The sequence below is a fragment of the Olivibacter jilunii genome (assembly GCF_900607235.1).
Taxonomy (GTDB): Bacteria; Bacteroidota; Bacteroidia; order Sphingobacteriales; family Sphingobacteriaceae; genus Olivibacter; species Olivibacter oleidegradans.
Map to the genome: position 1 here is coordinate 643234 of NZ_LR027848.1, position 22286 is coordinate 665519.

The 22286-nt window shown below is 36.8% G+C and carries 22 protein-coding genes and 1 tRNA gene; 9 read left to right on the plus strand and 14 right to left on the minus strand.

Features of this window, described 5'->3' with window-relative positions; genetic code table 11:
- Positions 1-9: 9 nt before the first annotated feature.
- On the minus strand, positions 10-1353 hold the full coding sequence (locus E0E36_RS02780) for a DNA recombination protein RmuC (RefSeq protein WP_130854633.1): 1344 nt from the start codon (positions 1351-1353) through the stop codon (positions 10-12).
- Between the two features lie 294 nt (positions 1354-1647).
- On the opposite strand from E0E36_RS02780, the gene E0E36_RS02785 reads away from it, so the two are divergent.
- On the plus strand, positions 1648-2340 hold the full coding sequence (locus E0E36_RS02785) for a zinc metallopeptidase (RefSeq protein ID WP_013664584.1): 693 nt from the start codon (positions 1648-1650) through the stop codon (positions 2338-2340).
- A 59-nt stretch (positions 2341-2399) separates the two neighbouring features.
- Here the strand turns inward: E0E36_RS02785 and ybeY are convergent, their stop codons facing one another.
- Positions 2400-2834 (minus strand): rRNA maturation RNase YbeY, encoded by a 435-nt coding sequence (ybeY, locus tag E0E36_RS02790; RefSeq protein ID WP_130854634.1) that lies wholly within the window; start codon positions 2832-2834, stop codon positions 2400-2402.
- Positions 2835-3359: 525 nt separating this feature from the next.
- On the opposite strand from ybeY, the gene E0E36_RS02795 reads away from it, so the two are divergent.
- Positions 3360-3433, plus strand: a tRNA-Pro gene (locus E0E36_RS02795).
- 731 nt (positions 3434-4164) lie between these two features.
- On the opposite strand, the gene E0E36_RS02800 is transcribed toward E0E36_RS02795, so the two are convergent.
- A complete protein-coding gene (locus E0E36_RS02800) occupies positions 4165-5127 on the minus strand; it encodes a hypothetical protein (protein WP_130854635.1) in 963 nt (320 codons plus the stop codon).
- A gap of 185 nt (positions 5128-5312) precedes the next feature.
- Positions 5313-5891 carry a hypothetical protein gene (locus tag E0E36_RS02805; RefSeq protein WP_130854636.1) on the minus strand — a complete coding sequence of 193 codons (579 nt, stop codon included), beginning with the start codon at positions 5889-5891 and terminating at the stop codon, positions 5313-5315.
- Between the two features lie 249 nt (positions 5892-6140).
- Between E0E36_RS02805 and E0E36_RS02810 the strand changes: the two genes are divergently transcribed.
- Positions 6141-7049: a hypothetical protein gene (locus E0E36_RS02810; protein ID WP_130854637.1), complete on the plus strand. Its 909-nt coding sequence runs from the start codon at positions 6141-6143 to the stop codon at positions 7047-7049.
- Between the two features lie 63 nt (positions 7050-7112).
- Here the strand turns inward: E0E36_RS02810 and E0E36_RS02815 are convergent, their stop codons facing one another.
- From E0E36_RS02815 to E0E36_RS02825, 3 genes are read right to left on the minus strand one after another with little or no spacing between them, the layout of a single operon-like run.
- The gene (locus tag E0E36_RS02815) at positions 7113-8840 is read right to left on the minus strand and encodes a HEPN domain-containing protein (protein WP_130854638.1); all 1728 of its coding nucleotides are present in this window, start codon (positions 8838-8840) and stop codon (positions 7113-7115) included.
- 23 nt (positions 8841-8863) lie between these two features.
- Positions 8864-10081 (minus strand): hypothetical protein, encoded by a 1218-nt coding sequence (locus E0E36_RS02820; RefSeq protein WP_130854639.1) that lies wholly within the window; start codon positions 10079-10081, stop codon positions 8864-8866.
- An 11-nt stretch (positions 10082-10092) separates the two neighbouring features.
- The gene (locus tag E0E36_RS02825; protein ID WP_130854640.1) at positions 10093-11115 is read right to left on the minus strand and encodes a hypothetical protein; all 1023 of its coding nucleotides are present in this window, start codon (positions 11113-11115) and stop codon (positions 10093-10095) included.
- Positions 11116-11255: 140 nt separating this feature from the next.
- On the opposite strand from E0E36_RS02825, the gene E0E36_RS02830 reads away from it, so the two are divergent.
- Complete coding sequence (locus tag E0E36_RS02830) at positions 11256-11672, plus strand: helix-turn-helix domain-containing protein (RefSeq protein ID WP_130854641.1); 417 nt, start codon at positions 11256-11258, stop codon at positions 11670-11672.
- Positions 11673-11760: 88 nt separating this feature from the next.
- Here the strand turns inward: E0E36_RS02830 and E0E36_RS02835 are convergent, their stop codons facing one another.
- Entirely contained in the window at positions 11761-12753 is a 993-nt protein-coding gene (locus E0E36_RS02835) for a nitrilase family protein (RefSeq protein WP_130854642.1), read from the minus strand.
- 62 nt (positions 12754-12815) lie between these two features.
- Entirely contained in the window at positions 12816-13613 is a 798-nt protein-coding gene (locus tag E0E36_RS02840) for a helix-turn-helix domain-containing protein (RefSeq protein ID WP_130854643.1), read from the minus strand.
- Between the two features lie 230 nt (positions 13614-13843).
- Between E0E36_RS02840 and E0E36_RS02845 the strand changes: the two genes are divergently transcribed.
- Complete coding sequence (locus E0E36_RS02845) at positions 13844-14179, plus strand: hypothetical protein (RefSeq protein ID WP_013664580.1); 336 nt, start codon at positions 13844-13846, stop codon at positions 14177-14179.
- Positions 14180-14218: 39 nt separating this feature from the next.
- On the opposite strand, the gene E0E36_RS02850 is transcribed toward E0E36_RS02845, so the two are convergent.
- From E0E36_RS02850 to E0E36_RS02870, 5 genes are all read right to left on the minus strand, one after another.
- Positions 14219-15130 (minus strand): alpha/beta hydrolase, encoded by a 912-nt coding sequence (locus E0E36_RS02850; protein ID WP_130854644.1) that lies wholly within the window; start codon positions 15128-15130, stop codon positions 14219-14221.
- Entirely contained in the window at positions 15072-15671 is a 600-nt protein-coding gene (locus E0E36_RS02855; protein ID WP_130854645.1) for a hypothetical protein, read from the minus strand. The genes E0E36_RS02850 and E0E36_RS02855 overlap by 59 nt, the downstream gene beginning before the upstream one ends.
- A 107-nt stretch (positions 15672-15778) precedes the next feature.
- Positions 15779-16579: a GNAT family N-acetyltransferase gene (locus tag E0E36_RS02860; RefSeq protein WP_130854646.1), complete on the minus strand. Its 801-nt coding sequence runs from the start codon at positions 16577-16579 to the stop codon at positions 15779-15781.
- Positions 16580-16697: 118 nt separating this feature from the next.
- Positions 16698-17861: a hypothetical protein gene (locus tag E0E36_RS02865; protein ID WP_130854647.1), complete on the minus strand. Its 1164-nt coding sequence runs from the start codon at positions 17859-17861 to the stop codon at positions 16698-16700.
- Between the two features lie 188 nt (positions 17862-18049).
- Positions 18050-18397: a DUF4180 domain-containing protein gene (locus tag E0E36_RS02870; protein ID WP_013664576.1), complete on the minus strand. Its 348-nt coding sequence runs from the start codon at positions 18395-18397 to the stop codon at positions 18050-18052.
- A 297-nt stretch (positions 18398-18694) separates the two neighbouring features.
- Here E0E36_RS02870 and E0E36_RS02875 point away from each other — a divergent pair, with 297 nt between their 5' ends.
- The 4 genes from E0E36_RS02875 to E0E36_RS02890 all read left to right on the plus strand — a co-directional run bounded on the left by E0E36_RS02875 (position 18695) and on the right by E0E36_RS02890 (position 22241).
- The gene (locus E0E36_RS02875; protein ID WP_130854648.1) at positions 18695-19501 is read left to right on the plus strand and encodes a siderophore-interacting protein; all 807 of its coding nucleotides are present in this window, start codon (positions 18695-18697) and stop codon (positions 19499-19501) included.
- 72 nt (positions 19502-19573) lie between these two features.
- Positions 19574-19936: a hypothetical protein gene (locus E0E36_RS02880; RefSeq protein ID WP_130854649.1), complete on the plus strand. Its 363-nt coding sequence runs from the start codon at positions 19574-19576 to the stop codon at positions 19934-19936.
- 394 nt (positions 19937-20330) lie between these two features.
- Positions 20331-20936: an RNA polymerase sigma-70 factor gene (locus tag E0E36_RS02885; RefSeq protein WP_165446903.1), complete on the plus strand. Its 606-nt coding sequence runs from the start codon at positions 20331-20333 to the stop codon at positions 20934-20936.
- 96 nt (positions 20937-21032) lie between these two features.
- Complete coding sequence (locus E0E36_RS02890) at positions 21033-22241, plus strand: FecR family protein (RefSeq protein WP_130854651.1); 1209 nt, start codon at positions 21033-21035, stop codon at positions 22239-22241.
- Positions 22242-22286 lie beyond the last annotated feature (45 nt).

Sequence of the window (22286 nt, forward strand, 5' to 3'; positions counted from 1 at the left end):
TGAAACCGGCTAGTCTTCAGTGAGTTCCTCCTCATCAAATAAACTTATATCTATTTGTTTGCTTGCTTTTGCGCCCAGTTTTTTTAGCTTTTCTACTTTAGATATGACGTTACCTTTACCGGTTTCTAGTTTCTTGCGGGCATCTTCATGTGTCCTTGCTAATATGGTTATCTGTTTGTCAATCTTATCCATGTCTTCGGTAAAACCAACGAATTTATCATAGAGTGCGCCGGCTTCTCTTGCTATTTCCATGACATTACGTGTTTGTCGCTCTTGTTTCCAAATACTGGCTATGGTTCGAAGGGTGGCTAGTAGCGTTGACGGGCTTACAATTACGACACGTTTATCCCATGCATCGCTAAATAGTTCGCTATCAATCGTAATTGACATACTGAAAGCAGATTCAATGGGCATAAATAGCAAAACAAAATCGGGTGACGTGATTTTGTATAAATCCTGATAATTTTTGCGGGAAAGCTCCGTAACATGATTTTTGATAGATTGTATATGTTGTTTAGCAAACAATTCGCGCTCATCATCATTATCCGCTGCATTTACCCATCTCTCGTAGGCAACCAGTGAAACTTTTGCATCAATTACGAGGTGTTTTTCTTCCGGTAGATCAATGATCACATCGGGTTGCAGACGTTTACCGTCTTCAGTTTGAAAACTAGCCTGTAAACGATATTCGCTATCTCTGGTAAGACCCGATCGTTCTAATACTCGTTCTAGAACCACTTCTCCCCAATTCCCCTGTTTCTTCTGATCGCCTTTTAGGGCTCTTGTTAAATTAATAGCCTCATCCTTAATTAGCTGGCTTTGCTCCATTAATTGCATAACGACCCCTTTAAGGGAGTTTCGCTCCGCAGCTTCATGGCTATAAGTCTTATCGACTTTCTCTTCGAAGCTTTTGATATTCTGTTTTAAAGGATCTAAAAGTTGGTTGATGGTCTTGTGATTTGTTTCCGTAAATCGAAGTGTTTTTTCTTCCAGAATTTTATTAGCAATCAATTCGAACTCCTTATTGAACTGGCTTTTCATGGTTGCTATTTCTAATTTCTGTTCATTCAATTTTTCTTGTTGCGATTCAAAATAGGCATTTAAGCTTTCAATGGTTCGCTCGGCTGCTGCAGCTTTTTCACGCTCGGTTTTAACCTCATTCAACAAGCGTTCATTTTCCACGCGGTAGTTCTCCGCTTTCTGTTCTGCTTTCGCAATTTTTACAAGGAGATCGTCGCGTTCTCCCTGGAAGCCGGGTATATTATCATTACCCGATTGATTGGTTCGTTGCGTCAGTTTATATAAAAAGAAAAGTAAGACTATGAGTAGAATAACGATCAGCAGATTTTCCATTGTTAATTGTTTTGTACAAATTTAGACAGAAAAATTGATTCAGGTAGCCTCGGTTTTTTAGTGCTCTTTCCTATGTGTCCTTTTAGTGCGGGTTTATTTATCAACCGACCTCGGATAAATTGTCAGTTTTTTACTTATCTTCTTGATATAATGTCAGGTAAGGTCAGCTTTTTTAATGCTATTTTAATCTTTTTGTCGTAAATTTAGGAGAAAAATGCATATCTTAGGTAGAAGGCCGGAAAAAGTAAATGTCGGTATGCAGTTTGAGGGAAGTAATATATAGTTGATAAAAAAATGGGAACAGAGTATTTGTTATTAATAGGTATTGCAATCGTTAGTTTTATTGTTCAATGGCGATTCAAGAGTAAGTTTAAAGAACATTCCGAAACACCATTAAGCAGTGGCATGTCAGGTAAGGATATTGCGGAGAAGATGTTACATGACAATAATATTTATGATGTTAAGGTAGTTTCGGTGGAAGGACGATTAACCGATCATTATAACCCGGCGGATAAAACAGTGAATTTGAGTCCGGAAGTATATAGTGGACGAAGTGTTGCCGCGGCCGCTGTGGCTGCGCACGAATGTGGTCATGCCGTGCAGCATGCAAAGGCATATGCATGGTTACAATTTCGTTCAGCAATGGTGCCGGTAGTCAATGTAGCTTCTACGCTAACATCCTGGACTTTGATGATTGGTGTTATGTTAGTTTTTTTTGCAGGTAATATTATTGTACTAGCGGTAGGTGTTGCTGCTTTAGCATTGGTTACCTTATTCAGTTTCGTAACCCTGCCTGTGGAGTTTGATGCTTCCAATAGGGCTTTAGCTTGGCTGGAAACAAACAAAGGAATAATGGCAAGCAGAGAGGAACATGATGGTGCGAAAAATGCCCTTTGGTGGGCTGCCATGACTTATGTGGTAGCTGCTCTATCTTCACTGGCAACGCTGGTATATTATGCAAGCATCTTATTTCGCTCCAGAGATTAAAAAAATAGACATACAATGCAGGACAAAGGGATTCATTTATTTATGAATCCCTTTTGTTTTTATACAAATGACCGTTTAGATAGATATTCATTTTCTTTTTCTGTCATTCGCTTTTTATCAACAGGTTTCTTATCTAAATAGCCACATAGGTGTAAAATACCATGAATAATAACGCGATGCAGCTCATCGATTTCTTTTACTAAAAAGCTTTTTGCGTTTTCCTTGATTCTATCAATACTGATGAATATATCACCTGCGATTACGTTTTCGTCATCGCTATTATCAAAGGTTATAATATCGGTATAGGTATCGTGATTAAGATACTCCACATTTATCTTATGCAAATATTCGTCCGAGCAAAAGATGAAGCTTATTTCACCGGGTTTTAAACCTTCATTAGCAATAGCATCCTTTATCCATTGTTTTAATAGCAGTTTGTTTTTTATAGTGTATTTAATTTCTTCAGTAAAGAAGTTTACGGTAGCACTTGGCATCTCTATTTTTTTCTTTCAAATGTACAATGTTTAATACTTATAAGTAAGTTAAAGCGTAAAAAGCTGAGTCGTTAAACAATCTGCCTAGAGCTTATTGCTTATTGCCTAAAGCCTTATAAAAAGTGGAGTCGTTAAATAGTTTGCCTAGAGCTTACTGCCTAAAGCCTTATGTCTAGCGATCTACCTATTATGAAGTAAAAGAAAGACAGAAATTATATAGATTATAGAATAATATTCAAATACATCGTAAATTGATCGATAAAGAGTCGTAAATCCATCGTATATTTTACGATGAATTTACGATAAAAATACGATAGATTTACGGCAAAATGTAATATCTGACATATTTCAATTTCTTTTTTATACAATTTTTGTCATTTATTTCTTATGATTAATGGGCTAACGTTCGCAGGAGTAATTAGAATAAATAACGGTATTTGATAAAGCAATATTCAGCGAATAATATGTGCTTGGTAAAAAATTGTGATTTACAGATTTTTTCTATAAGTTTGTCATCCTAAAATTCGGGATGTAGCGTAGCCCGGTATCGCGCCAGCATGGGGTGCTGGAGGTCGTCGGTTCAAATCCGGCCATCCCGACTTTTAACAAAATAACCTACTGATTTTCAGTAGGTTATTTTGTTTTCTGGACAATATGCGGACAAAAATAGATGCTTTGTATTATTTATAATAAGTTGTATAAAGATATCATTATCAGCCTGTTCATCAAAATGAGGCGTTATATTTTGAAATTATTAGCTGTGTAAATATCTTATATCTTGGTTAGAAGGAAAACCATCGTTTTTTTTGGCCTTTTATCAGCATCATGAAGAATTAATGCTGTCTATGGTTTTCGGTGTGAAAATCTAATATATTATCTAGGATAAACAATGCCCGGAGAATAGTTAACAACAGTACAGCAACGCCAAGTATTATGCAGTAGTATAATAACCAAATACCGAAAATGTTCACAAATCGGAGAATGTAAATAACTAGAGTTATAAAAATTAATGATTTAATACCATTCTTCAATAGCGTAGTAGTGTCTTTATATAGAGAAGAGTTACAAAATTTCTCCATCAAGGTGATATTTTCGCTTTCTTCTACTTTACCTGTTTTAAAAGTTATTAACACCGTTAGAAAAGTTAGAATGAATCCAGCTAAGGTCAGAAGAATAGTTGTTGTTTCGGACGCATAGTTTAGAATAGACTCTTCCTTCGGTATTTCTAGAATACAATTTTTCACACAGTAATGAACAAGACATAATAGACTAAACCCTACCAAGTAGTCCATTAAAATGGGAAATCTAAAATAAAAGTCTAGTACTCTTTTCATAACCCGTTAATAAAATTATCAATTTCTGGCTTGACTAACTCATACCAACGTTTATTGCTGTTTAGAAACATTTTATCTATGCTTATTTCAAATCCTTTTTGGTTTTTTATTAAATTAATATATTGTATATCATCTGACTGATCTGTAGTATATTCTAATATAAAATTTTTGAAAGCATTCATATCAGTATCCTGATTTTTTATACTTCTTAGAAGTTTTTTGACGAGACTGGTTCCTTCATTGTCGGTTTTTACCAATTTGTTTCCTTCAAATACATCGAAAAAAGCTTTAATATTGATTGCACGCGTGCTAAGCAATCTTCCAAATGAACTAAGACCAGTGAAATAGTGATTTTTTAAATTTGGTTCTATCAATTCTAAACCAGACGGTTCCATTTTTAATTCGAAGCTAAATACATCTTTCAAGTCGTTTAATAGTTTGTCTAAAGAGACATCGAGATGAATTTCCAACTTGGTCTCCTTAGCTAATTCGAGAACATTATGCGCTACGTTTCTTAGATAAAACTCAATATCGGTGTAACGGGGTCCATAAAAATTGTATTCACAACAGAGATATGGTTTGTTTTTACTGATGTCAATATAAAAATGGGTTACTTCTACCAGGTCTCCATATTTTTTTTTCATCTCATCCAACGAAACAAGCTGGTAACTATCATAAGGTTTTAGCATCGGAGTTTTACCTTCTCTAATTACTCCCATCCTACATTTATAACGTCGTTCTACATGATCGAAGGTAACGGAGTCGATGAACAATTCCCTGGGACTTGAATTTTCTCTATTTTTATATCTATCAACAAGATATGCTTTATTTTCCAAGTTGACTGGTGTCACATAATGAAGTACCTTGCGAAGTATCTCTACAGAATTCAAGTCACTATGTTGCTTTCTAGGCTTAAATAAAAGAGAATAAAAATTAAAAGTTATGGTAATATCGGCCATAAGAATTCAGGGATATATTGCTATTTATTGTTAAGGTCAAACTATTTTTGCGATGCAATTTAGGTATATTAATTGTGAGTATATTACGGGAAACAGTAAATTGAACCAAAATTTGCCTGTTATATTTTTTATAGGTAAAAAGTCTCTCTTTCCAGCTAAAAAAAATCTTTAAATATTAATAAGAGCTAATCTCCAAATTTTGTCAGCAGCGAATTGATAAGGTCATTATCAACTTTCAAATTTGCTATCTTGAAATCTTCAGAAGTAATTTTAGCTATCACTGGTGTCGACTCACGTAATTTTTTCACGGCCGATATATCAACCTCTATTAGACTGAGATAAAGCTTATACGCTTTTAAATACTTTTCATGCTTTTCAATAGCGAAATCAAAAAACTCTTTATCTCCCGTTATTTCTTCCAAAATCAGTTTTGAGAAGAAAGTAGCCATTCCTTCCTCTAAATAATTTATTTCGTTGCCCTTAACTAGTTCGACAGGTGAAAGTAAGTGTACAACTTCATGTGCCAACTGAAAAATACCATCTTTTTTATCGTTTATAGCGCCTTTGCCATTTAGGAAAATTTTGAAAGAGCATTCTTCAGTTTCTAATGACCTACCGCAAAAAACCACCCTCGGGGGAAAATTGTGGTAAAATAACCCTAAATATCTATAGTTTGTTTTTGATCCGAACATTTTCTCTGCCCTTGCAAGAAAATCGTATTGTAACCTTTCATATTCTTGCATGTTTGTTTCTTGCGGTGACATGTATTTAGATTTACTAAGTTTTTATTGAGATGTTTTCGGAGAAAACATTATTTATTTAAAGATCGTAAAAATTTTCTAGCCAATGAACGGCTAGCTAGAATATACGATTTAAATGGAGCCTTCATCCAATAGTAAAAAAAAGAAATATTTATAATAACACAGAAATATCAAAATAAGAAGATAGAGTAACGCTTTTGTTTTATATAAAGTGTAAATATGGTATATTGCCCTCCGAACAACTATAGCGACATGAACCTAGGAGAACTTACTAATTCAGCTTCTTATTTTTTAGAACATTTAGAATTAACGTTCCTAGATAATAATAGGTCGTCTAACGAATCACGATATATAGTCAAAGATTATTTTAATTTTAGACAAGTAATAAGAGAACTGGACAAGGTTCCTTATTTACAACATTTTACAGACTCAATAAAAGAGTCAAAAGCATTTACGATTCCGGAGCCGTCAGTTGTATTAAGTGTGAATGAAAAGGTGGAGCTAGAGAAAGCTATATCCAATTTGAGATCTGCAATACTAGGCTTGAAAGCATATTATGATAATACCACACCAAACTCAGATGCTATTTTAAGAGTAAAATTGCCAGAAACAAATTCATTCGATGATCTTATAAAATATTCAGAACTTCTAAAAAAAGGTATTGAAATACCAGTGAATGAAAGTAATGAAGACTCGAAAGTTAAAATATTAAATGGTCAACCCGGATCAATCTGGTTAATTCTATCGATAGGTAGCAGTATAATGCTAATAGCAAAATTGTGTAATGCAGCAGCAGTTATAAGAAGAAAGTGGGCCGAGTCAAGCATATTTGAAGAGCATGCAAAAAGTCTCAAACTAAAAAATGAATTAATGGATGACTTGGTAAAAGCCAATAAGAAAATGCTAGCTGATGTATTAGATGCTGAGGCAGCCAATATCCATAATGGGCATTACAATCCTGACGATCCAGAAGTAAAGGAAAGGATAAAGTTAGCCATACGATCTATTAGTGAACTTATAGATAAGGGGGGGCAGCTATTGCCTTCTGGAAGCAATAAAGATATATCAAACAATTTTCCTGATTATAACGCTTTGAATTCAGCTGTATCTATTATAAAGCAAATTGGCACGGGGTCTTCAGACGAAGGATTGAAGAGTTAAAGTCTTCTTCTAGTAACAATAAAAACATTCAAATAATGAGATACCTACAAATCAATCCATGTTTTATTGCTGTTCTTTGAGATAACTCTCAACTTCCTCCGTGACAAACTCCAACCAATATTCACACCTTCTATGCAAAATAGCCACATCCGTGGGATGATAAAACAGAGAAGAACGGAACCTCAAATTGTGCAGTCCCTGTGATAACAATCCGAACAACCTAATATCCTCTTCGGTAATTCTTGGAAAAAATTCATTCGCCTTTTCGCTGATATAGTCGCAAAGGTTATAGAGATGTGAAAGACTTTGCAGATTAGGCTTATAATCCAAAAAGGTTTCGATATAAGCCAGACATATCTGCTCAAGCGCAAGTGCAAGCATACATAACTCAACATCTTCATTATCATCATAGGTAAGATTAGAGGCTGATTCTATAAATGCGATAATTTTCCGCCTCCGTTTCCACCAGTTCATTTTTTTTGTTTCAAGGTTCACTTCGGCCTTTTTTTCTTCAGTGGGTATTTGCCATATTTCGGATAGATCTTTGTTTATAAATACCTGTTCCCCAGTCGTTATTACCCTTTGAAAGAAAGGATTGCCGTTTTCCAGTGCTTTGGTAATAGATGCCATGCTGTGAAAAAGTAACACGACTTTTGCGTCCACATTTTTATCCTGATTGATATAGCTCTGTATCCGGTAAATATCGTTCGGCTGTTCGTCTTTGGTAATTACTAATAAATAGAGACGATCCTCGGAAGTTTTTTCTGTTGTTTCCATGTAATAACTATCGTGAGAGAAGGATCGTGAGCTTTTTCCCATACAATAAATGCGAATGGTACCTACCTCCCTTGTTATTTTTTCAATGATCTTTTCCATGATACATAAGGGTTTTAATGGTTCAATTGTTGGACTAGAAATAAATTTTTCAGAGGTTGCAACCTCCTGTTCACTTGATGGTTCCGATTGTTGCTCTTCCTCTTTGTAATTTCCGAAACGCACTTCGAACTGTTTTTGCGCCAGTCTTGAATTTTCGTCTACTATTTGTTGCAGGTCAAGCGATTTCTGTATCAGATAGGATAATTCATCTTTTGAAATCTGGTAGCTGTTTTCATAACGAACGGTAAGATAGGCTTCATCTAAAATGAAAAGTATGGACATTTCTTTTTCGTCCTCCTCGTTGAAAAGCGTTTTAAGTTCGGGAATATAAGGGAGCAGGAATTTGTGGTGGTTACGCAAAGAATGGGATATCTTTTCTTTTCCTATGAGCGCAAGCTCGGCAAATCGGTAGCATAACTCAAAAACCTGATGTAACATCAATGCGCAGAGCTGGTCGTTTCCCTTTTCAAAGTAAAAATCCATTCCCTCCCTGAACGAGCGTATTTTGTTTCTTTCTTTTCCCTGCTCAATGATTGCCCTGTTGTATACCTTTTGAAAGGTGGTTTTATTATTAAAAAGGGGAATATCACTTTCGGGATTGATATATACCAGCATATCAGGTTGGCAGATGGAAAAAAACACCATGCTGCCCTGTTTGAGTCCGGCTTTCACGTCGTGAAAATAGAATAAGCGGTATCTGAACTGAATATGAAGCGTCATTACCATTCTAACCAATGGACGGGCTTCGGTAATGTGTTGGGTACTCGAATTGGGAATGAGGATAATGAGTTCCCAATATGCTTTATCATCCTCAACTATATCATTCAGGTATATCTGTTCTATCAACAGCGTATTTACCAAGCGTGCGGTGATCAGGTTTGCCTCCTGAAGGACTTCTGCTGGAATTGTGCCCATAGCTATAAAATTTAATCATGCTCTCAATGTTGCCTGTTTGGATATTTCTTTGCCTGTACCAGATATCCCGCTTCCAGCAATTTTACTAGATTGGCATGAAAGCTTGTTATTTCCTTTTTATCAAAAGGATAAGGTTCTTCATGTCCCAAAGCTGCCGTAAGCGATTCAAAAAGAATATGGAAACAAAACTGGAGATCGTATAGGTTGAAAAACTCACGCAGATAATTTTCTGGATTTTTAATTATTTCCGCTTCTAACTTATAGCGATAATTCTCTTTTGGTATTGGGGCATGCTGAAAAGAATAGGTTGTATTCGTGTTGTTCCAGCTTTTAGGGTAATTCGGGCTTAATTGCCTTATTAGCCAAAGACAGTCTGTCATGTGTACAAGAGTTTTAAACAGGTCAATCAGATCCGCTGGTGTTCCTTCCCATATTTTTTCCCGTTCAAATACAAGTTTCATCCATCGGCCAAGGTCTCTTTTATATGCCATAAGCGAGGTGTAATGAAAGAAACCATATAAATCGCTGTAGGGATTAAAAGTGCTTTCGATAGTACCCATATAGGGGTAATTATTCATATCGAACCACGGAACCAATTCGTGGTAAAGAAGTTCTCTTTCCTGTTTTTCTACCAGCCAAACGATTTCCATTAACTTAACAAGATCAAGATAGTCCTCATATATTTCTGCCGGGGAAAATCCGTGAGCTTCAATAATGCTTCTATCATCAAGTGCGCTCTCCATCCAGAGGGTAAGGTAACGTTTCCAATCGCCCTGACTCCTCCGTCCAAAGAATTTTCTATGGAATGCTTTTGACGAGCGAATCTCATCCTGATTCAGAAATTGGATTTCGCCTTTAAAACGATGGTTCCGTTCAACTGGCCATGTGCTTTCCTGTAACTGTGGGTAATATTGATCTATCGTATAATCTGAAAAAGAAGGTTGCAGAACGTCTACCTTAAATTCTTCATCTCCGCTACCATAACGTGCCTCGATCTGTAACTGGTGTTCATGTTCCAACCATGCGGCATCCAGTGCAAATAATAATTCTTCAAAATTATTCTGTAGGGTGGGCAGCGTTTCTTCCGGCCACCGTTCTGGGCTAATGACCACTCTATATAGATTTTGAAGGAAAAGTCGGTAGTGATGGGTCGTTTTTATAAATTTCAGCGAACTGCGGATATTGTAAATAGAGCTTTCATACGAGGAAAGAAAGCTTTCTTTTCCTGTAAATTTTTCCATGGTTGTTAGGGTTAAATGTGATATATGAAATAATTTGAGGTTAGATGCAGGATGTTTTCTACGTGTTTTAATTCTTTTTCATCCGGTTCTAGGCGTTCGGATACGTGCCTAAAAGTCCAAGAAAGCGAAATACAGTCGGTTAGGAACCGTGCTGTTTTGCCGATGGAAATTTTCCTGAATTTCTTTTTAAGAGCGTCAATTATCCGTGCAGAATTGTGATCCGGTGAAAGGAAGTCAACATTGATAGTTAGGTAATGGGCTAAATGCACAAGCTTATATAAATCACCATAATGCTGCATTAATTGAAATGCAGCGGATGGGTGCCATTCCTGTGACCATCTCTTAATGTGGTACAGAAAAGCAAGACTGTTTAGAACGTCCTTTATTTCTTTTGTTTTGAAATAACCCATACCCCAATTAATGGGATTAGCTATTTTGGATGTATCCAAAGACCAATGGTAATCGGTTTTAAGATTATCAATACTTCCTGCCAATAGATAGGTTACTTCCGCTAAAGTGTTTAGATTAACGTACTCACCAAATTCCCTAAGATCCATTGAATTACCGTGCATCCAGAAAAAAGGATCCAATAAAGCTAGTTGTCTATCGTATACCGCAATTGTCTTCCATCGATGGAGTTTAGATCCTTTGAAAAGTTTTCTCATCGTTTTGATAGGATTTCTTGCCTCTTCCAATGAAAGAAAAGAAAGGCTATCTGAAGCGATCAGATCCTTCAAATTTGGATCGGCTTGATAGGTTATTTCTTTATGCTGGTTAACCAAAACCCACGCTGCGTCAATCAATCTGTCTAATTGGTTACCTAATCGGAAAAGGGAAAACCGTTGTTCTGGTGTTGGTGTGATTTCATCTGTCATTTGAAAAGGGAGCCAGTTCCATAGTGCTATCTGTATTTGCTTTAACGTGTACTGGTCAAAGACCTGTTTGACAACCCCTATGGGATCGGCATATTCATGGGGATAAAGGGAACTTGGATAATCCGTCTGCCAGAGGCTGATTGCGTTTGATTCCATCATAGTCGTTGGTGTTATACTACCAAATTTCCCTAATAGTATCGTCGTACCGAACCAGAGTTCAGGGTATTTTACCAGCGATGTATTGTAATTTACCGAATAGGCCTCTTTATTACATTTGTTAAAATTGCTATCTTTGGGCTATGAGCGCAACACAAAAACCGAATCGTATTGGTCCAAAAATAAGCCGTGTCCGTGAGCTTCGTGGAATGAAGCAGGAAGCTTTAGCCATTGAGCTTGGAATGAGCCAGCAGGCAGTTTCGGCAATGGAAAAGAAAGATACTATCGAAAGTGAGTTGTTGGCACAGGTAGCAGAAATTTTAGGCGTAACTCCCGAGGCGATAGAGAATTTTGACGAGGATAATGTGATCAATTATTTTAATACTTTTAATGACAATAGCTTTAGCAACAGTAACGGAACTTTTAGTGCTACGAATTGTACATTCAATCCTTTAGACAAATTGGTTGAAGCGTACGAAGAGAATAAAAAACTGTACGAACGGCTGTTGGAAGCGGAGAAGGAAAAGATTGCTTATTTGGAAAAGCTTTTGAAGGGGTAAATCACTTCTATTTACTTCTTGCTGATACAGGCGTGAGCAAAGAGGATAAAAGTCCTTGCGAAAGCAAGGACTTTTATTGTTTAAGGATCTACGTTAATCCAACGGTATTAAAATTGAGATTTGAATTCTTATTTTTTTCAGTTAACCAAGATACTTCTTGCTTACTTTCGTTGGATGTACTTAAGATGGAGCTATATATTTCCGGCCTACGAGCTTTAATATAACGGTTGCCACCGGCATCTTGTAATTTCTGAGGCGTTAAAACGGCCGTAACCATTTCATCATCCATTGTACGACATTCATTAAGTATATCGCCGAATGGATCTAGGATCATGGAGCAACCATTTTTAAGTTGGTCATCATCCATGCCAATGGCGTTTGAGAAAACGCAGTATACACCGTTGTCATAGGCTCTGGCAGGAAGCCATTTCATCAGCCATTCACGTCCTTTCATACCATTGAATTCTATTCTTAAACTGGTTGGATCTTCTTTTCTATTTTTCCATAGCTTGGGATCAACAAAACCCGCTCCCGGACGTGGTGAGGGCGTACACATGGTTACGTGCGGCATGAAAATAATTTGGGCGCCCAATAAACGAGTTGCCCGCACGTTTTCTATGATATTATTATCATAACAGATTAATATACCACATTTCCAACCGTCCAACTCGAATATACAATATTCATTTCCTGGTTTTAAATGTGGGTTGATAAATGGGTGTAGTTTCCTGTACTTAGCAACGAGGCCATTTTTATCAACGCATACATAAGCTTTAAACAAGTTATCTTCACTGTCTTTTTCAAATAAGCCTGCTAATATGCTTATATTATTTCGAGAAGCTATTTCGGTTAATTTTTGTATGGAATAGCCATCTGGGATCGGTTCTGCTAATTCAAGCATTTCCGCTAAAGATAAATTTCTTGCAAAGGTATACCCTGTAATTGAACACTCGTGAAAAGTAATGGCCTTTGCACCTTTCATAGAGGCTTCTTTGGATAAACGATCTATCACAGACAAATTATATTCTTTATCAGCACTTCTGTGCTCAAATTGTGCAGTAGCAATGGTTATATTGTTCATGTTTCTTTTTTACAAAGGTAGTACTGCTATACGGAATAAAATTGTACAGAATCGACATCTCATTACAGTTGTAAGAAATTAACAGCAAGTTTATTACGTGTTTTAAAATAAGACGAAGGTGTCAATCCCGTGATCTTCTTAAATTCGCGAATCAGGTGAGACTGATCATAATAACCGGCCCCATAGGCTACTTGACTTAGCTTGGTTTTTGTTGATGTTTTTCTGATATCGCTTAAAAAGAAATGTAGTTTGATTAAATTGGCAAAACGTTTGGGTGTCATCCCTGTTGTGTGATTAAAAATCCGTTCTAATTGGCGTTTTTCATATCCTGAAAATTTTACCATTTCATCAACACTCAATAAGCCTCTTTTTTTAATCACATGTGAAATAGTTGCAGGTACAACCGGCGGGATGGCATACAGTATGTCAAAAAACGACTTCATGAGAAAAGGCTCAAGCACTTCAATTTTTTCATAGATACCGGCAGTGGCCTTCATTGTTGATAATAAGTCTGAAGCTGTGTTTCCTAAAATATCAGTTAAATCGAGGATAGTTTTATCCAGCGAGTTGTCTAAAAATCGATAGGTTACATAGGGTTGTAATACAATTATGGTGAGTTTTAAGGAACCGTGACAGATAAGATCTTCAAATTTTTCAACCTTTCCGTAAAGGAAGCTTGCCGGAAGATCATGTTGATAAGTTGGATGATTGTTGATAAATAGCTTTCCTTCTTCGCACAAAACAATACCCGGATTCCCATCGGGAAACAAACGAAGATGATGTAAATAGTTACCTTTTGCTTCAAGAAAAAGATAATGCTTTACCAAGCTTTTTAAGGATGCTGAGGGCAAGAGTTGCATTTGCAGTCAAACTTAGGAAATATACTTTTACCTATTAAAATGCCGTAGTAGGAAAGATAAGTATTATTCTTTAAAAATTGAAATATTCTCTGGATGATCGGATACCATTCTAGGAGCTCAGCCTATTTGCCATCCTTTTTTCACGTTTTTGGAGATAGAACTTCTGTGTACTGATTTGGCATAAAATTAGATAACGGTTATTTTGAATAAAAACACGTTATCAATAACCTATGAGTAAGCGTTATATCCAGGAATATAGAAAGAATTTATTACGGGCAATTTATCATTTGGAAGAAGCCTACAAAGGGTTAAATCAAAGTCTCCGGCAACTTGCTGTAAGCGGTGAGCTTCACGAAGTAGAAGAAATATTTACAGAAGGAGAAAAGTTTGAGTTTAAGCATAGCGACTTTGACCACTTAAATGATCAAAACATTCAGCATGTATTACCAATTATTCAGCTGATTGAGGAAAAATATGAAACCCTAAAGAATATCAATCAAGTATCAACTGAAGAAATTACCAAGCAATGGGAAGAAGATAACCATTTAGAAGATGAGGAAGATTGATGTCTTTTCATTGTAGATCACATTATCAATAAACATTTATTAATCCTGTTTATACCAGTTTTTAAGTGCATGTATAAATGAGAAAAGACCGACATCCATATGATCCATTTCTCGATAGGTTATTGAGGTGCAATCGAGGTTTTTTACAGCATCTGAACTTAGTTTTTCTGCCATCACTTCGGCTGGTTTTACATACCAAACAGAATCCTCTAACCCACCTACGCTTAAATAGATAGCTGTGCTGTCCTGCTTTCCGTTATTTTTCAAACTGTCCGTCAGGCGGTTTAAATAGAAATCATTGTACCAAATAGTTGGACTCGCCGAAACAAACTTATTAAAATTGCTTGCTCCACTTCGCACCTGTTCAAAGTAAGTTAATAAGGAGAAGTAACCACCAAAGGAATGGCCTAATAGCACTTTATCAGTATTTAGTCTTAGAGAATCTGCTAATCCCGGCAATAATTCGTTCGCAAGAAAGGCTTGGAATCTCCTGGCTCCTCCTTCAGCTTGCATTTCGTCAGAAGCAATGGAATGCGGATATAGAAAATCGCGTACCCGCAGGGAATCCATTTTCTCCAACGAATCATAACCAACTCCAACTAGAATGATGGGTTTCATTAGGCCTGTCTGTTCAAATTGGTGGACAATAGGAGCCAGCATAGGAAAATAAAAATTGGCATCGGTTACGACAACCAATGGATATGTTGATTTAGCCTTTTCTTCATATTCCAAAGGCTTTTGAATATAGATGGAAAACGTGTCTTTTACTTCATTTGAATATAAATTAAAACCGGATTTGCTTTCCGGTTTCCTTTCGCTATTTTGTTGACAGGCAGTTAGACAACCTATGCAGGCTAGTACATACGAGAGAATAGACTTATGAAACTTTTTATTATTTGCGAGGCGCCCGGTAATCTTTAAAAGATTCTTTAATGTGGGTAAGTATATCATATTCAGACATTTTAGTTAATTCTTCTTTATTAGGTCGATAACGTTGAATGAAAAGAAAAAGTGAATCGCCCTGAAGTCCTGTTATTTTTTGCACTTTTTCCGACGAAAAAACGTGATCTAAGTATTTTTCTCGCTCTTCTTGTAAGAGAATCTTTTGAAGCTTGGTTATAGGGCTTTTGTTCTTTCCGACAAGATTCACTAATGAAAGCAAATTTATACTGACAATAGACGCTGTACTGCTGGCTGCTCTGTTGTAGGGTAATGGCGTATTATCGAAGTAGTTTTTGGATGAGAATAGATCTTTCCAATAAGGCTTGTTGGCATTGAAAACGGATGCATATTGTTTTCGAAAATATATGGAATCCATTGAATAGTCTTTCTTAGCCGTAATATTGATTTCATCCAATAGAATTATTCTATTGGACTTGGTGCTATCTATAGTTACCGATTTTTCGACACTGTCTAATATTATCGTAGGATTGTTCCGGGCATATAGAATAGTGAAGCAAAAAACAAAAATGATCGTAAATGTAAAACGCATAGTCGTTCTTTATTGCGATATAAAGAATTTATCAGCTGATTTACAATTAATTAACAGTTTTTAACAAGGCGCTTTGGACAAGAGAGGGAGAGGGAAAGGAAAATGGTTTAACCCAGGTACCCCGCAATGCGATTATAGATAAACGCCATTTTCGTTGGTTTTAGTTCTCCAAAACGCATTCTTTTACAGGAAGAATTTGCCACATATCCGTAGGTGGATAAAAAATGGAGTAAACACCTATTTTCTTTTGGAAAGATTAATTGATGATGGTTTCTTAAATGTAATTTGGTAAGTGCTAATCCAGCCCTTTCGGTTTTGGCTATAATAGGTCCGTTTTCTAAAGTTGGTATATAGTATCCTTCAATTTCATTTTCCTCTAAGTAAACAAGCGCATCTTTGAGAAATTTTTCTAAATAAAATAAGCGGTTTTCGGCAGATGTTTCTTGATCAAGTTTCGAAATTCCCTGCCTGAAATCTTCTTTATAAGGTTGAATATGGCTCGTTTCAAGCGTTTCCTGTGGAAAATTAATATCGGTAAAAATCATGTATTCCGTTTCCGTTACAAAACCAACTTTTTCATATACCGGTGCACCAAGCGCTGTGGCCAACAAATAAATGGTTTGGCAATTATATTCTTTGGCAATATTGACTAATGTTTCGGTAATCAGTTTACCCAAACCTTTACCTCGGTATTCAGGGCTCACAATAATATGACCCAGCCAGGCGACGTCACCATGAATAATAGTAGCGCCAACGCCCGCCAATTGGTTGTCCATGTCAACCTTTATCGGATATGAAAAAGGTTCCTCTATATAACGAGAAAAGGCGACTCGTATATCAGACCAACCATCTTGTTGTAAAGATGTTACCGGTGCTAAATCAACAGAATCCATCGGAGCTATAACCATGTAAGAAATCGATATGTTGTATGCTAATGTAAAAGATTTTACCGGATAACATTACATATCATTTTCACAATTTGCGATCGATACGAAAGCAAACCGATCGCAAATTGACTTAGGTTATTTATAACGTATTTTCTCCTAAAGAAGTGATTCCATTTAAATCGCGAAGGCGAGCGATGATACCCCAGCCATAAAAACTATTGGCTACCCCAATAAGTATTTCGTTATCTCCTTTTTGTAAAGGTAAATTAATAGCACTGTTTTCTATCGAACATCTGCCAAAAGGAGCTTTCATAATGGGGTGAGCGTAATAATTCTTGTCTACATAGATATAACGACCATTGATCAGTACCCATACTTCATCACTGAATCCGAAATCCATCCATTTCTGTTGATCGTTGTCCGACGTAATTTTCGTTTTTAACCAAATGAGGCGCCTGTTGGGATTTACGCCATAAAGCCTTGTTAAGTTTACGAGTCCTCGACGTTCAGTGTTAATTGATATCCACTTGTTGTCCGATTTTGGAAAATCATCACTCTTTGGTTCCCGGCCATATGGAAAATCGATCGGTTCAATAAGTTGCCAATGGCGGATATAACGCGGATCATTAGCAGTTGGATCGATCCCTGGTGTATTTGCAAGTCCTTCAATCGAACCGGGTTTAACCTTTAAGTTAGCAATAATCGATTCTCCGTCAAACGCCAGCGTTCCACGCGAAACATCTCCTTCCAGTTGAGGGACCCAAAGAACCGGTTTGGTTTGATCATTCAGGTATATTTGCATCTGCTTTTCCGAAATAACCAATTTAATGTGATTCCACTTTCTTTTCGAGAAATTAGCAGGTGCTTGGTAATGTGCCAACATATCCCATAGATTGACACCTTTTAGAAAAGGAGCATATTGCAGGGCATCCATTGCCAACGGATTACCTGCTCTTGGTGTGCGAAGGTACACACATTCAGATGCTTCGTTGCTCTGAAATCTGAAGTAAAAAGACGAGAACATGGTATCTATTGGCTGCCAGTCAAATTCAATTGTTCCGGTAGCAAATTCAAAGTCCTTTAGGCGAGTCAACCCTGCTTTCGGATGGATATGCATTGTTTGCACATCTTGTGTTTTTTTGTAGGATACCCGGTTTGAATCGTTTTGCCAATAAGACTTTTCCAGTGGAACGGTAATAATGCCATCCTTTACTTTCAACCCATTAGATTTTTGTTGTGCCGGCAAAGAAGTAGCAAGAAAAACATAAATAATTGATAAGATAAAGCGCGATGTTTTCTTCATGACTTTTGATTAGATATAATGGTTTTCCGCAAATAACGAATACGATAAACCATTTAAAGAATCAAAATCGATTCAAAATCATTCATTTCCGTTCAACCTTACTTCCGTAGGGATACAATGGAATGGAGATCAAGCAAACGAGGGCCTTGATTCGAAACCAATGAAGAAAGCTGATATTGATGGGGATGTTAATCGATGGCGAAAGAGACAGAGCTAACAAAATTGACTAATTTTCCCTTATTACACTCATATATAAAGTCTCTTAGCGCTTTACTGGTATATTTTTCAAAATCTCCCACAATGGCAAGTTGCATACGATAATTGGAAAACTTTTGTAGAACCTCTCCGGCAAAACCACTCTTTAGATCGAAGAAGGAAGGACTTATATCTTTCTCATGAAGTATAATTTTTTCAAATCCCTGATAGTATAAACTCCCCATTAAATCGAGTGCGTCATCTTTGGTTTTCAAAATAATTTCATCCGAGACGATCTCAGCGATTTCTTTATTTTGTACTTTGTGTGCTTTTATCTGCATTATTACAGTTGTTTGTTAGCGTATAAAGGGATAACTAATCTAAATTTCGTTAAACTTAGTGAATTTTTTCCTTATAGGCTTGTATTCGTTATCGTATCTCGTAGTGGAGAAAAGTCTCGTTTATGTCAATAAGTATATATATTCCCGAGTGGGTTGTTTTTTCTCCGTATAACGTTACTATTTAGTTCTTAGAAAAAATACTTTTGTGAAAAACATAGATTTATTCTTAATAGGTTGTCTTGTGCAAGTTATCTGACGAATGCACGGATAGACTAAGTACATGAGGAGAGAGAAGAAATGAAAGCAAAGACAATTCAGACTGAACTGCGTGTAAAGAGAAAGCAATGGATTACACCACACTATATTCGGGTTTTTTTAACAGGCGAAGACATTGAGCAATTTGCCAATACAACAATAGGTGTCAATAATAAAATTTTGATACCTCCTAAAGGTGTTAAAAAGATCTTCTTTCCAACCTTTGATTATGAAAAGGGCGAATGGATACATCCTCAAGAAGATGTGCGACCAGTTGTACGTACGTATACGCACCGGGGTATAAACTTACAAACAAAGGAAATATGGATAGACTTTGTGGCACATGGGGAAGAAGGACCTGCATCTGCCTGGGCCATCAGCGCTAAAGAAGGAGATGTGCTTGGTGTTTTGATGCGGGATGGAAAGACAGAACTTTTTCCATTAACTGATAATTACGTGCTCGTTGGGGATGCCACGGGAATACCGGTTTTAGCGGCAATTTTAGAACAACTACCTCCAAATACAAAAGCTACGTGTATATTAGAAGTACATGATAAGGATGACGAACAAAGTTTGACAAGTAAAGCAGACCTAGAATTGATTTGGCTACATAACGATCATCCCCAAAAAGGAAGCTTGTTGGCCGAATTGATTCAGCATATAAATTTGCCGGAACAGCGACGCTTTGCCTATGTAGCGGCAGAATATACAACGGTGAAAGCTATCAGAAATTATCTTCGTTCCGATAAACAATGGCAGCGAGAAGAGTTATATGCATATTCCTATTGGAAAGCCGGAGTTGCAGAAGATCAATCGACATCGGATCGTCGTAAGGAAAAAGAGGAATAGAAAAAGATCAAATATTCATATAAAAAACGTATCTTGCTATGAACCAATAGTATCACTATTAAATAGCAAATTATGAGGCGTTTAATTACTACACTTATTGCATTGAGCTTTATCGCGATCCTCTATGTTTTGTTGAAACCGGTTGATGATCAGCGGACACAAACAGTGCAGATAGAATCGGTAGTCACCAAAATAAATAAAGGACGAATGGGTGACTATATTATCGAATTAGAAGACAAGACAGGCATGTTCTTTATTAGCAAAGCGAACATTAAAGATGTGAGTTTAGATAGTTTGGTAAATAAACTAAGTGGGCAGCGTGTTTCGATCTCATTTATTAAACCGAATATTTTAAGTCGTTTTGGACCAATGATTAATAAAAAGCAGGTTACAAAACTAACGGTTGGAGGTCAAACGGTGTTTTCGACAATCTAGCTCTTTTAACATTATCAAAGATAACGTATAAAAGAGCTAGTTACTGCATAAAATAGCGATAAGCGTACTCACAGAAAATTATTTTCATTAATACGGAACCGTTAAAGGGCCATGGATGGCTCTACAGACCTTGCCTTCTTATAAAAGAGAGTCTCCTAGATTAAATTCCATTGACTTCCCCTTCCCCTATCTAGATCTCCTCTGCCGCAATATGCTATTAAGTTGTGAATAACTAGCAGGCAAGTATAAAGGAGAGGTTCAAGAATTAGATAGAGACGGAAAAAATTTCTATTTTCGGCATAAGTATTTTAACGAAGCATAAAACCAATTATACCGTGAGTGACCCGTTTAAATATCATAAACTTTTGTGGTATCAATCTAAAACATAATGATCATGCATACGCAAATGTCTGACGCTGAATTGATCGAGTTGTTAAGGCAAGACGATCAGGCCGCTATGCGCGAAATCTTTGAGCGTTACTGGAAAAAGCTATTTAACGTTGCATTGAATCGCTTAGCGGTTCCGGAGCAAGCAGAAGAGTGCGTATTGGATGTTTTAATATCTGTTTGGGAGCGCCGGAACAATCTCAGCTTAAAACATACACTTGCCACCTATTTGGCCGTAGCAGTAAAATATAGAGCTATACGCATACTGGCGAAAGAGTACCAAAAAGGCTTACAAAATACGGTGGAGTTGAAAGCATATGAATTATACGGCTACGATGTGTCTTCCGTAGATGAGTATATCCTTGAAAAGGAACTAATGGAGACCTTGGAAACAGCGGTTAAACAACTACCTGAAAAATGCCGGTTGATATATCGAATGAGCAGCGAGCAAGGCATGAGCTACAAAGAAATAGCAGAAAAACTAAACCTTTCAGAGAAAACAGTACAGGCACATCTAACAAAAGCTACCAAAACCCTTCGGAGCGATCTGGGAAAACAATATCCAACCTTTTTAATAAGCGTTGTTATTACGTCTCTACACCAACTTTTATAAAGCTATCTTGCTGCTTTCGGGCAAGAATAAAAAAAGTTCTCTTTAGACTAAGGTTGGTAGACCAGAATTGATACTATAAAATAAAGACGGTATATAATGGCGGCAAAATTTACCAACGCATATATTAAAGAATTGGCCTATAAATGGGAAAGAGGACTATTGACAGATTCAGAAAAGGCAGACTTTGAAGCGTGGTATAACAGCCATAATGATAAATTAGCAGAAATATCGGCGAACTATGATGCGGAAGAGGTGATCAAGAATAGGCTCTTGAACCAATTAGTATCTCATATGGGTGCCGGGCATACAGAAAAGCGGTATCCAAAACGCCGTTTTATTTCTTGGATTGCGGTTGCTGCTATCCTTCTTTTAATGTTTAGCATTGGCACTTTTGTGTATGTAAGTGAATCGGTAGGCTTTAAACAAAGTTTGTTGACCAACAAAAATGATATTAATCCAGGGAGGAATAAAGCCATATTAACGCTCGCAGACGGGCGTAAAATTAACTTGGATGCGGGCACAGATGGTGCGATAGCAGAAGAGAACGGTATGAAGATCACAAAAACAGCTGATGGCCAACTCATTTATGAAGTGGTAGCGGATCCTGTTAAGCAAGGAAGACGAGGGGATAAAAAGGCAGAAATAGTTTATAATACGATAGAAACACCTAAGGGGGGACAATATAAGATTGTGTTACCCGACCGATCGTATGTTTGGCTCAATGCGGCCAGTACCTTAAAATATCCGACAGATTTTACCCAAGAAAATAGAACGGTAGAGTTAAAGGGGGAAGCCTATTTTGAAATCCAACCCGATAAATACCGACCTTTTATAGTGAAAAATGAACACCAGATAACAAAAGTTCTGGGCACACAATTTAATATTTCAGCCTATAACAAGGAAGAAGCGGTGAAAACTACCTTGGTGGAAGGAGCAGTTAGTGTGGTAGCTGTTTCTTCAAAAGAAAATGCAGCGAGCGCTTTGACTACCCTTTTAAAGCCAGGGGAGCAGAGTACCGTACATAACGGAAAGACTTCTGTACTTAAAGTTGATGTCGCGCCCTATATCGCTTGGAAAAAAGGAGTTTTTTATTTTGATGAGACGAAAATTACCGATGCAATGAATCAACTAAGTCGATGGTATGACGTCGAAATCGTATATAAAGGAGACGTCCCTGATACTTATTTCTATGGTGAAATCAGTAGAAAAAAGAGCCTATCCGCAGTATTGGCAATTTTAGAGGAGGGTGGTGTGAAGTTTAAAATTGATAAAACAACCGGGACAAATAAACTTATTGTGTATTGAGAAAAGCGTAAGTGGTGCGAGATTATGGCACAAACAAGTAAACCA

Excerpts from the sequence above, each read along its gene's own strand:
- E0E36_RS02825 (WP_130854640.1), bottom strand. The coding sequence starts at position 11,115 with ATGATGGAATCAAACGCAATCAGCCTCTGGCAGACGGATTATCCAAGT.
- E0E36_RS02810 (WP_130854637.1), top strand. The coding sequence starts at position 6,141 with ATGAACCTAGGAGAACTTACTAATTCAGCTTCTTATTTTTTAGAACAT.
- E0E36_RS02855 (WP_130854645.1), bottom strand. The coding sequence starts at position 15,671 with ATGCGTTTTACATTTACGATCATTTTTGTTTTTTGCTTCACTATTCTA.
- E0E36_RS02840 (WP_130854643.1), bottom strand. The coding sequence starts at position 13,613 with ATGCAACTCTTGCCCTCAGCATCCTTAAAAAGCTTGGTAAAGCATTAT.
- E0E36_RS02820 (WP_130854639.1), bottom strand. The coding sequence starts at position 10,081 with ATGGAAAAATTTACAGGAAAAGAAAGCTTTCTTTCCTCGTATGAAAGC.
- E0E36_RS02865 (WP_130854647.1), bottom strand. The coding sequence starts at position 17,861 with ATGAAGAAAACATCGCGCTTTATCTTATCAATTATTTATGTTTTTCTT.
- E0E36_RS02830 (WP_130854641.1), top strand. The coding sequence starts at position 11,256 with ATGAGCGCAACACAAAAACCGAATCGTATTGGTCCAAAAATAAGCCGT.
- E0E36_RS02845 (WP_013664580.1), top strand. The coding sequence starts at position 13,844 with ATGAGTAAGCGTTATATCCAGGAATATAGAAAGAATTTATTACGGGCA.
- ybeY (WP_130854634.1), bottom strand. The coding sequence starts at position 2,834 with ATGCCAAGTGCTACCGTAAACTTCTTTACTGAAGAAATTAAATACACT.
- E0E36_RS02885 (WP_165446903.1), top strand. The coding sequence starts at position 20,331 with ATGCATACGCAAATGTCTGACGCTGAATTGATCGAGTTGTTAAGGCAA.
- E0E36_RS02890 (WP_130854651.1), top strand. The coding sequence starts at position 21,033 with ATGGCGGCAAAATTTACCAACGCATATATTAAAGAATTGGCCTATAAA.
- E0E36_RS02800 (WP_130854635.1), bottom strand. The coding sequence starts at position 5,127 with ATGGCCGATATTACCATAACTTTTAATTTTTATTCTCTTTTATTTAAG.
- E0E36_RS02850 (WP_130854644.1), bottom strand. The coding sequence starts at position 15,130 with ATGATATACTTACCCACATTAAAGAATCTTTTAAAGATTACCGGGCGC.
- E0E36_RS02860 (WP_130854646.1), bottom strand. The coding sequence starts at position 16,579 with ATGGTTATAGCTCCGATGGATTCTGTTGATTTAGCACCGGTAACATCT.
- E0E36_RS02835 (WP_130854642.1), bottom strand. The coding sequence starts at position 12,753 with ATGAACAATATAACCATTGCTACTGCACAATTTGAGCACAGAAGTGCT.
- E0E36_RS02780 (WP_130854633.1), bottom strand. The coding sequence starts at position 1,353 with ATGGAAAATCTGCTGATCGTTATTCTACTCATAGTCTTACTTTTCTTT.
- E0E36_RS02880 (WP_130854649.1), top strand. The coding sequence starts at position 19,574 with ATGAGGCGTTTAATTACTACACTTATTGCATTGAGCTTTATCGCGATC.
- E0E36_RS02805 (WP_130854636.1), bottom strand. The coding sequence starts at position 5,891 with ATGTCACCGCAAGAAACAAACATGCAAGAATATGAAAGGTTACAATAC.
- E0E36_RS02875 (WP_130854648.1), top strand. The coding sequence starts at position 18,695 with ATGAAAGCAAAGACAATTCAGACTGAACTGCGTGTAAAGAGAAAGCAA.
- E0E36_RS02785 (WP_013664584.1), top strand. The coding sequence starts at position 1,648 with ATGGGAACAGAGTATTTGTTATTAATAGGTATTGCAATCGTTAGTTTT.
- E0E36_RS02815 (WP_130854638.1), bottom strand. The coding sequence starts at position 8,840 with ATGGGCACAATTCCAGCAGAAGTCCTTCAGGAGGCAAACCTGATCACC.
- E0E36_RS02870 (WP_013664576.1), bottom strand. The coding sequence starts at position 18,397 with ATGCAGATAAAAGCACACAAAGTACAAAATAAAGAAATCGCTGAGATC.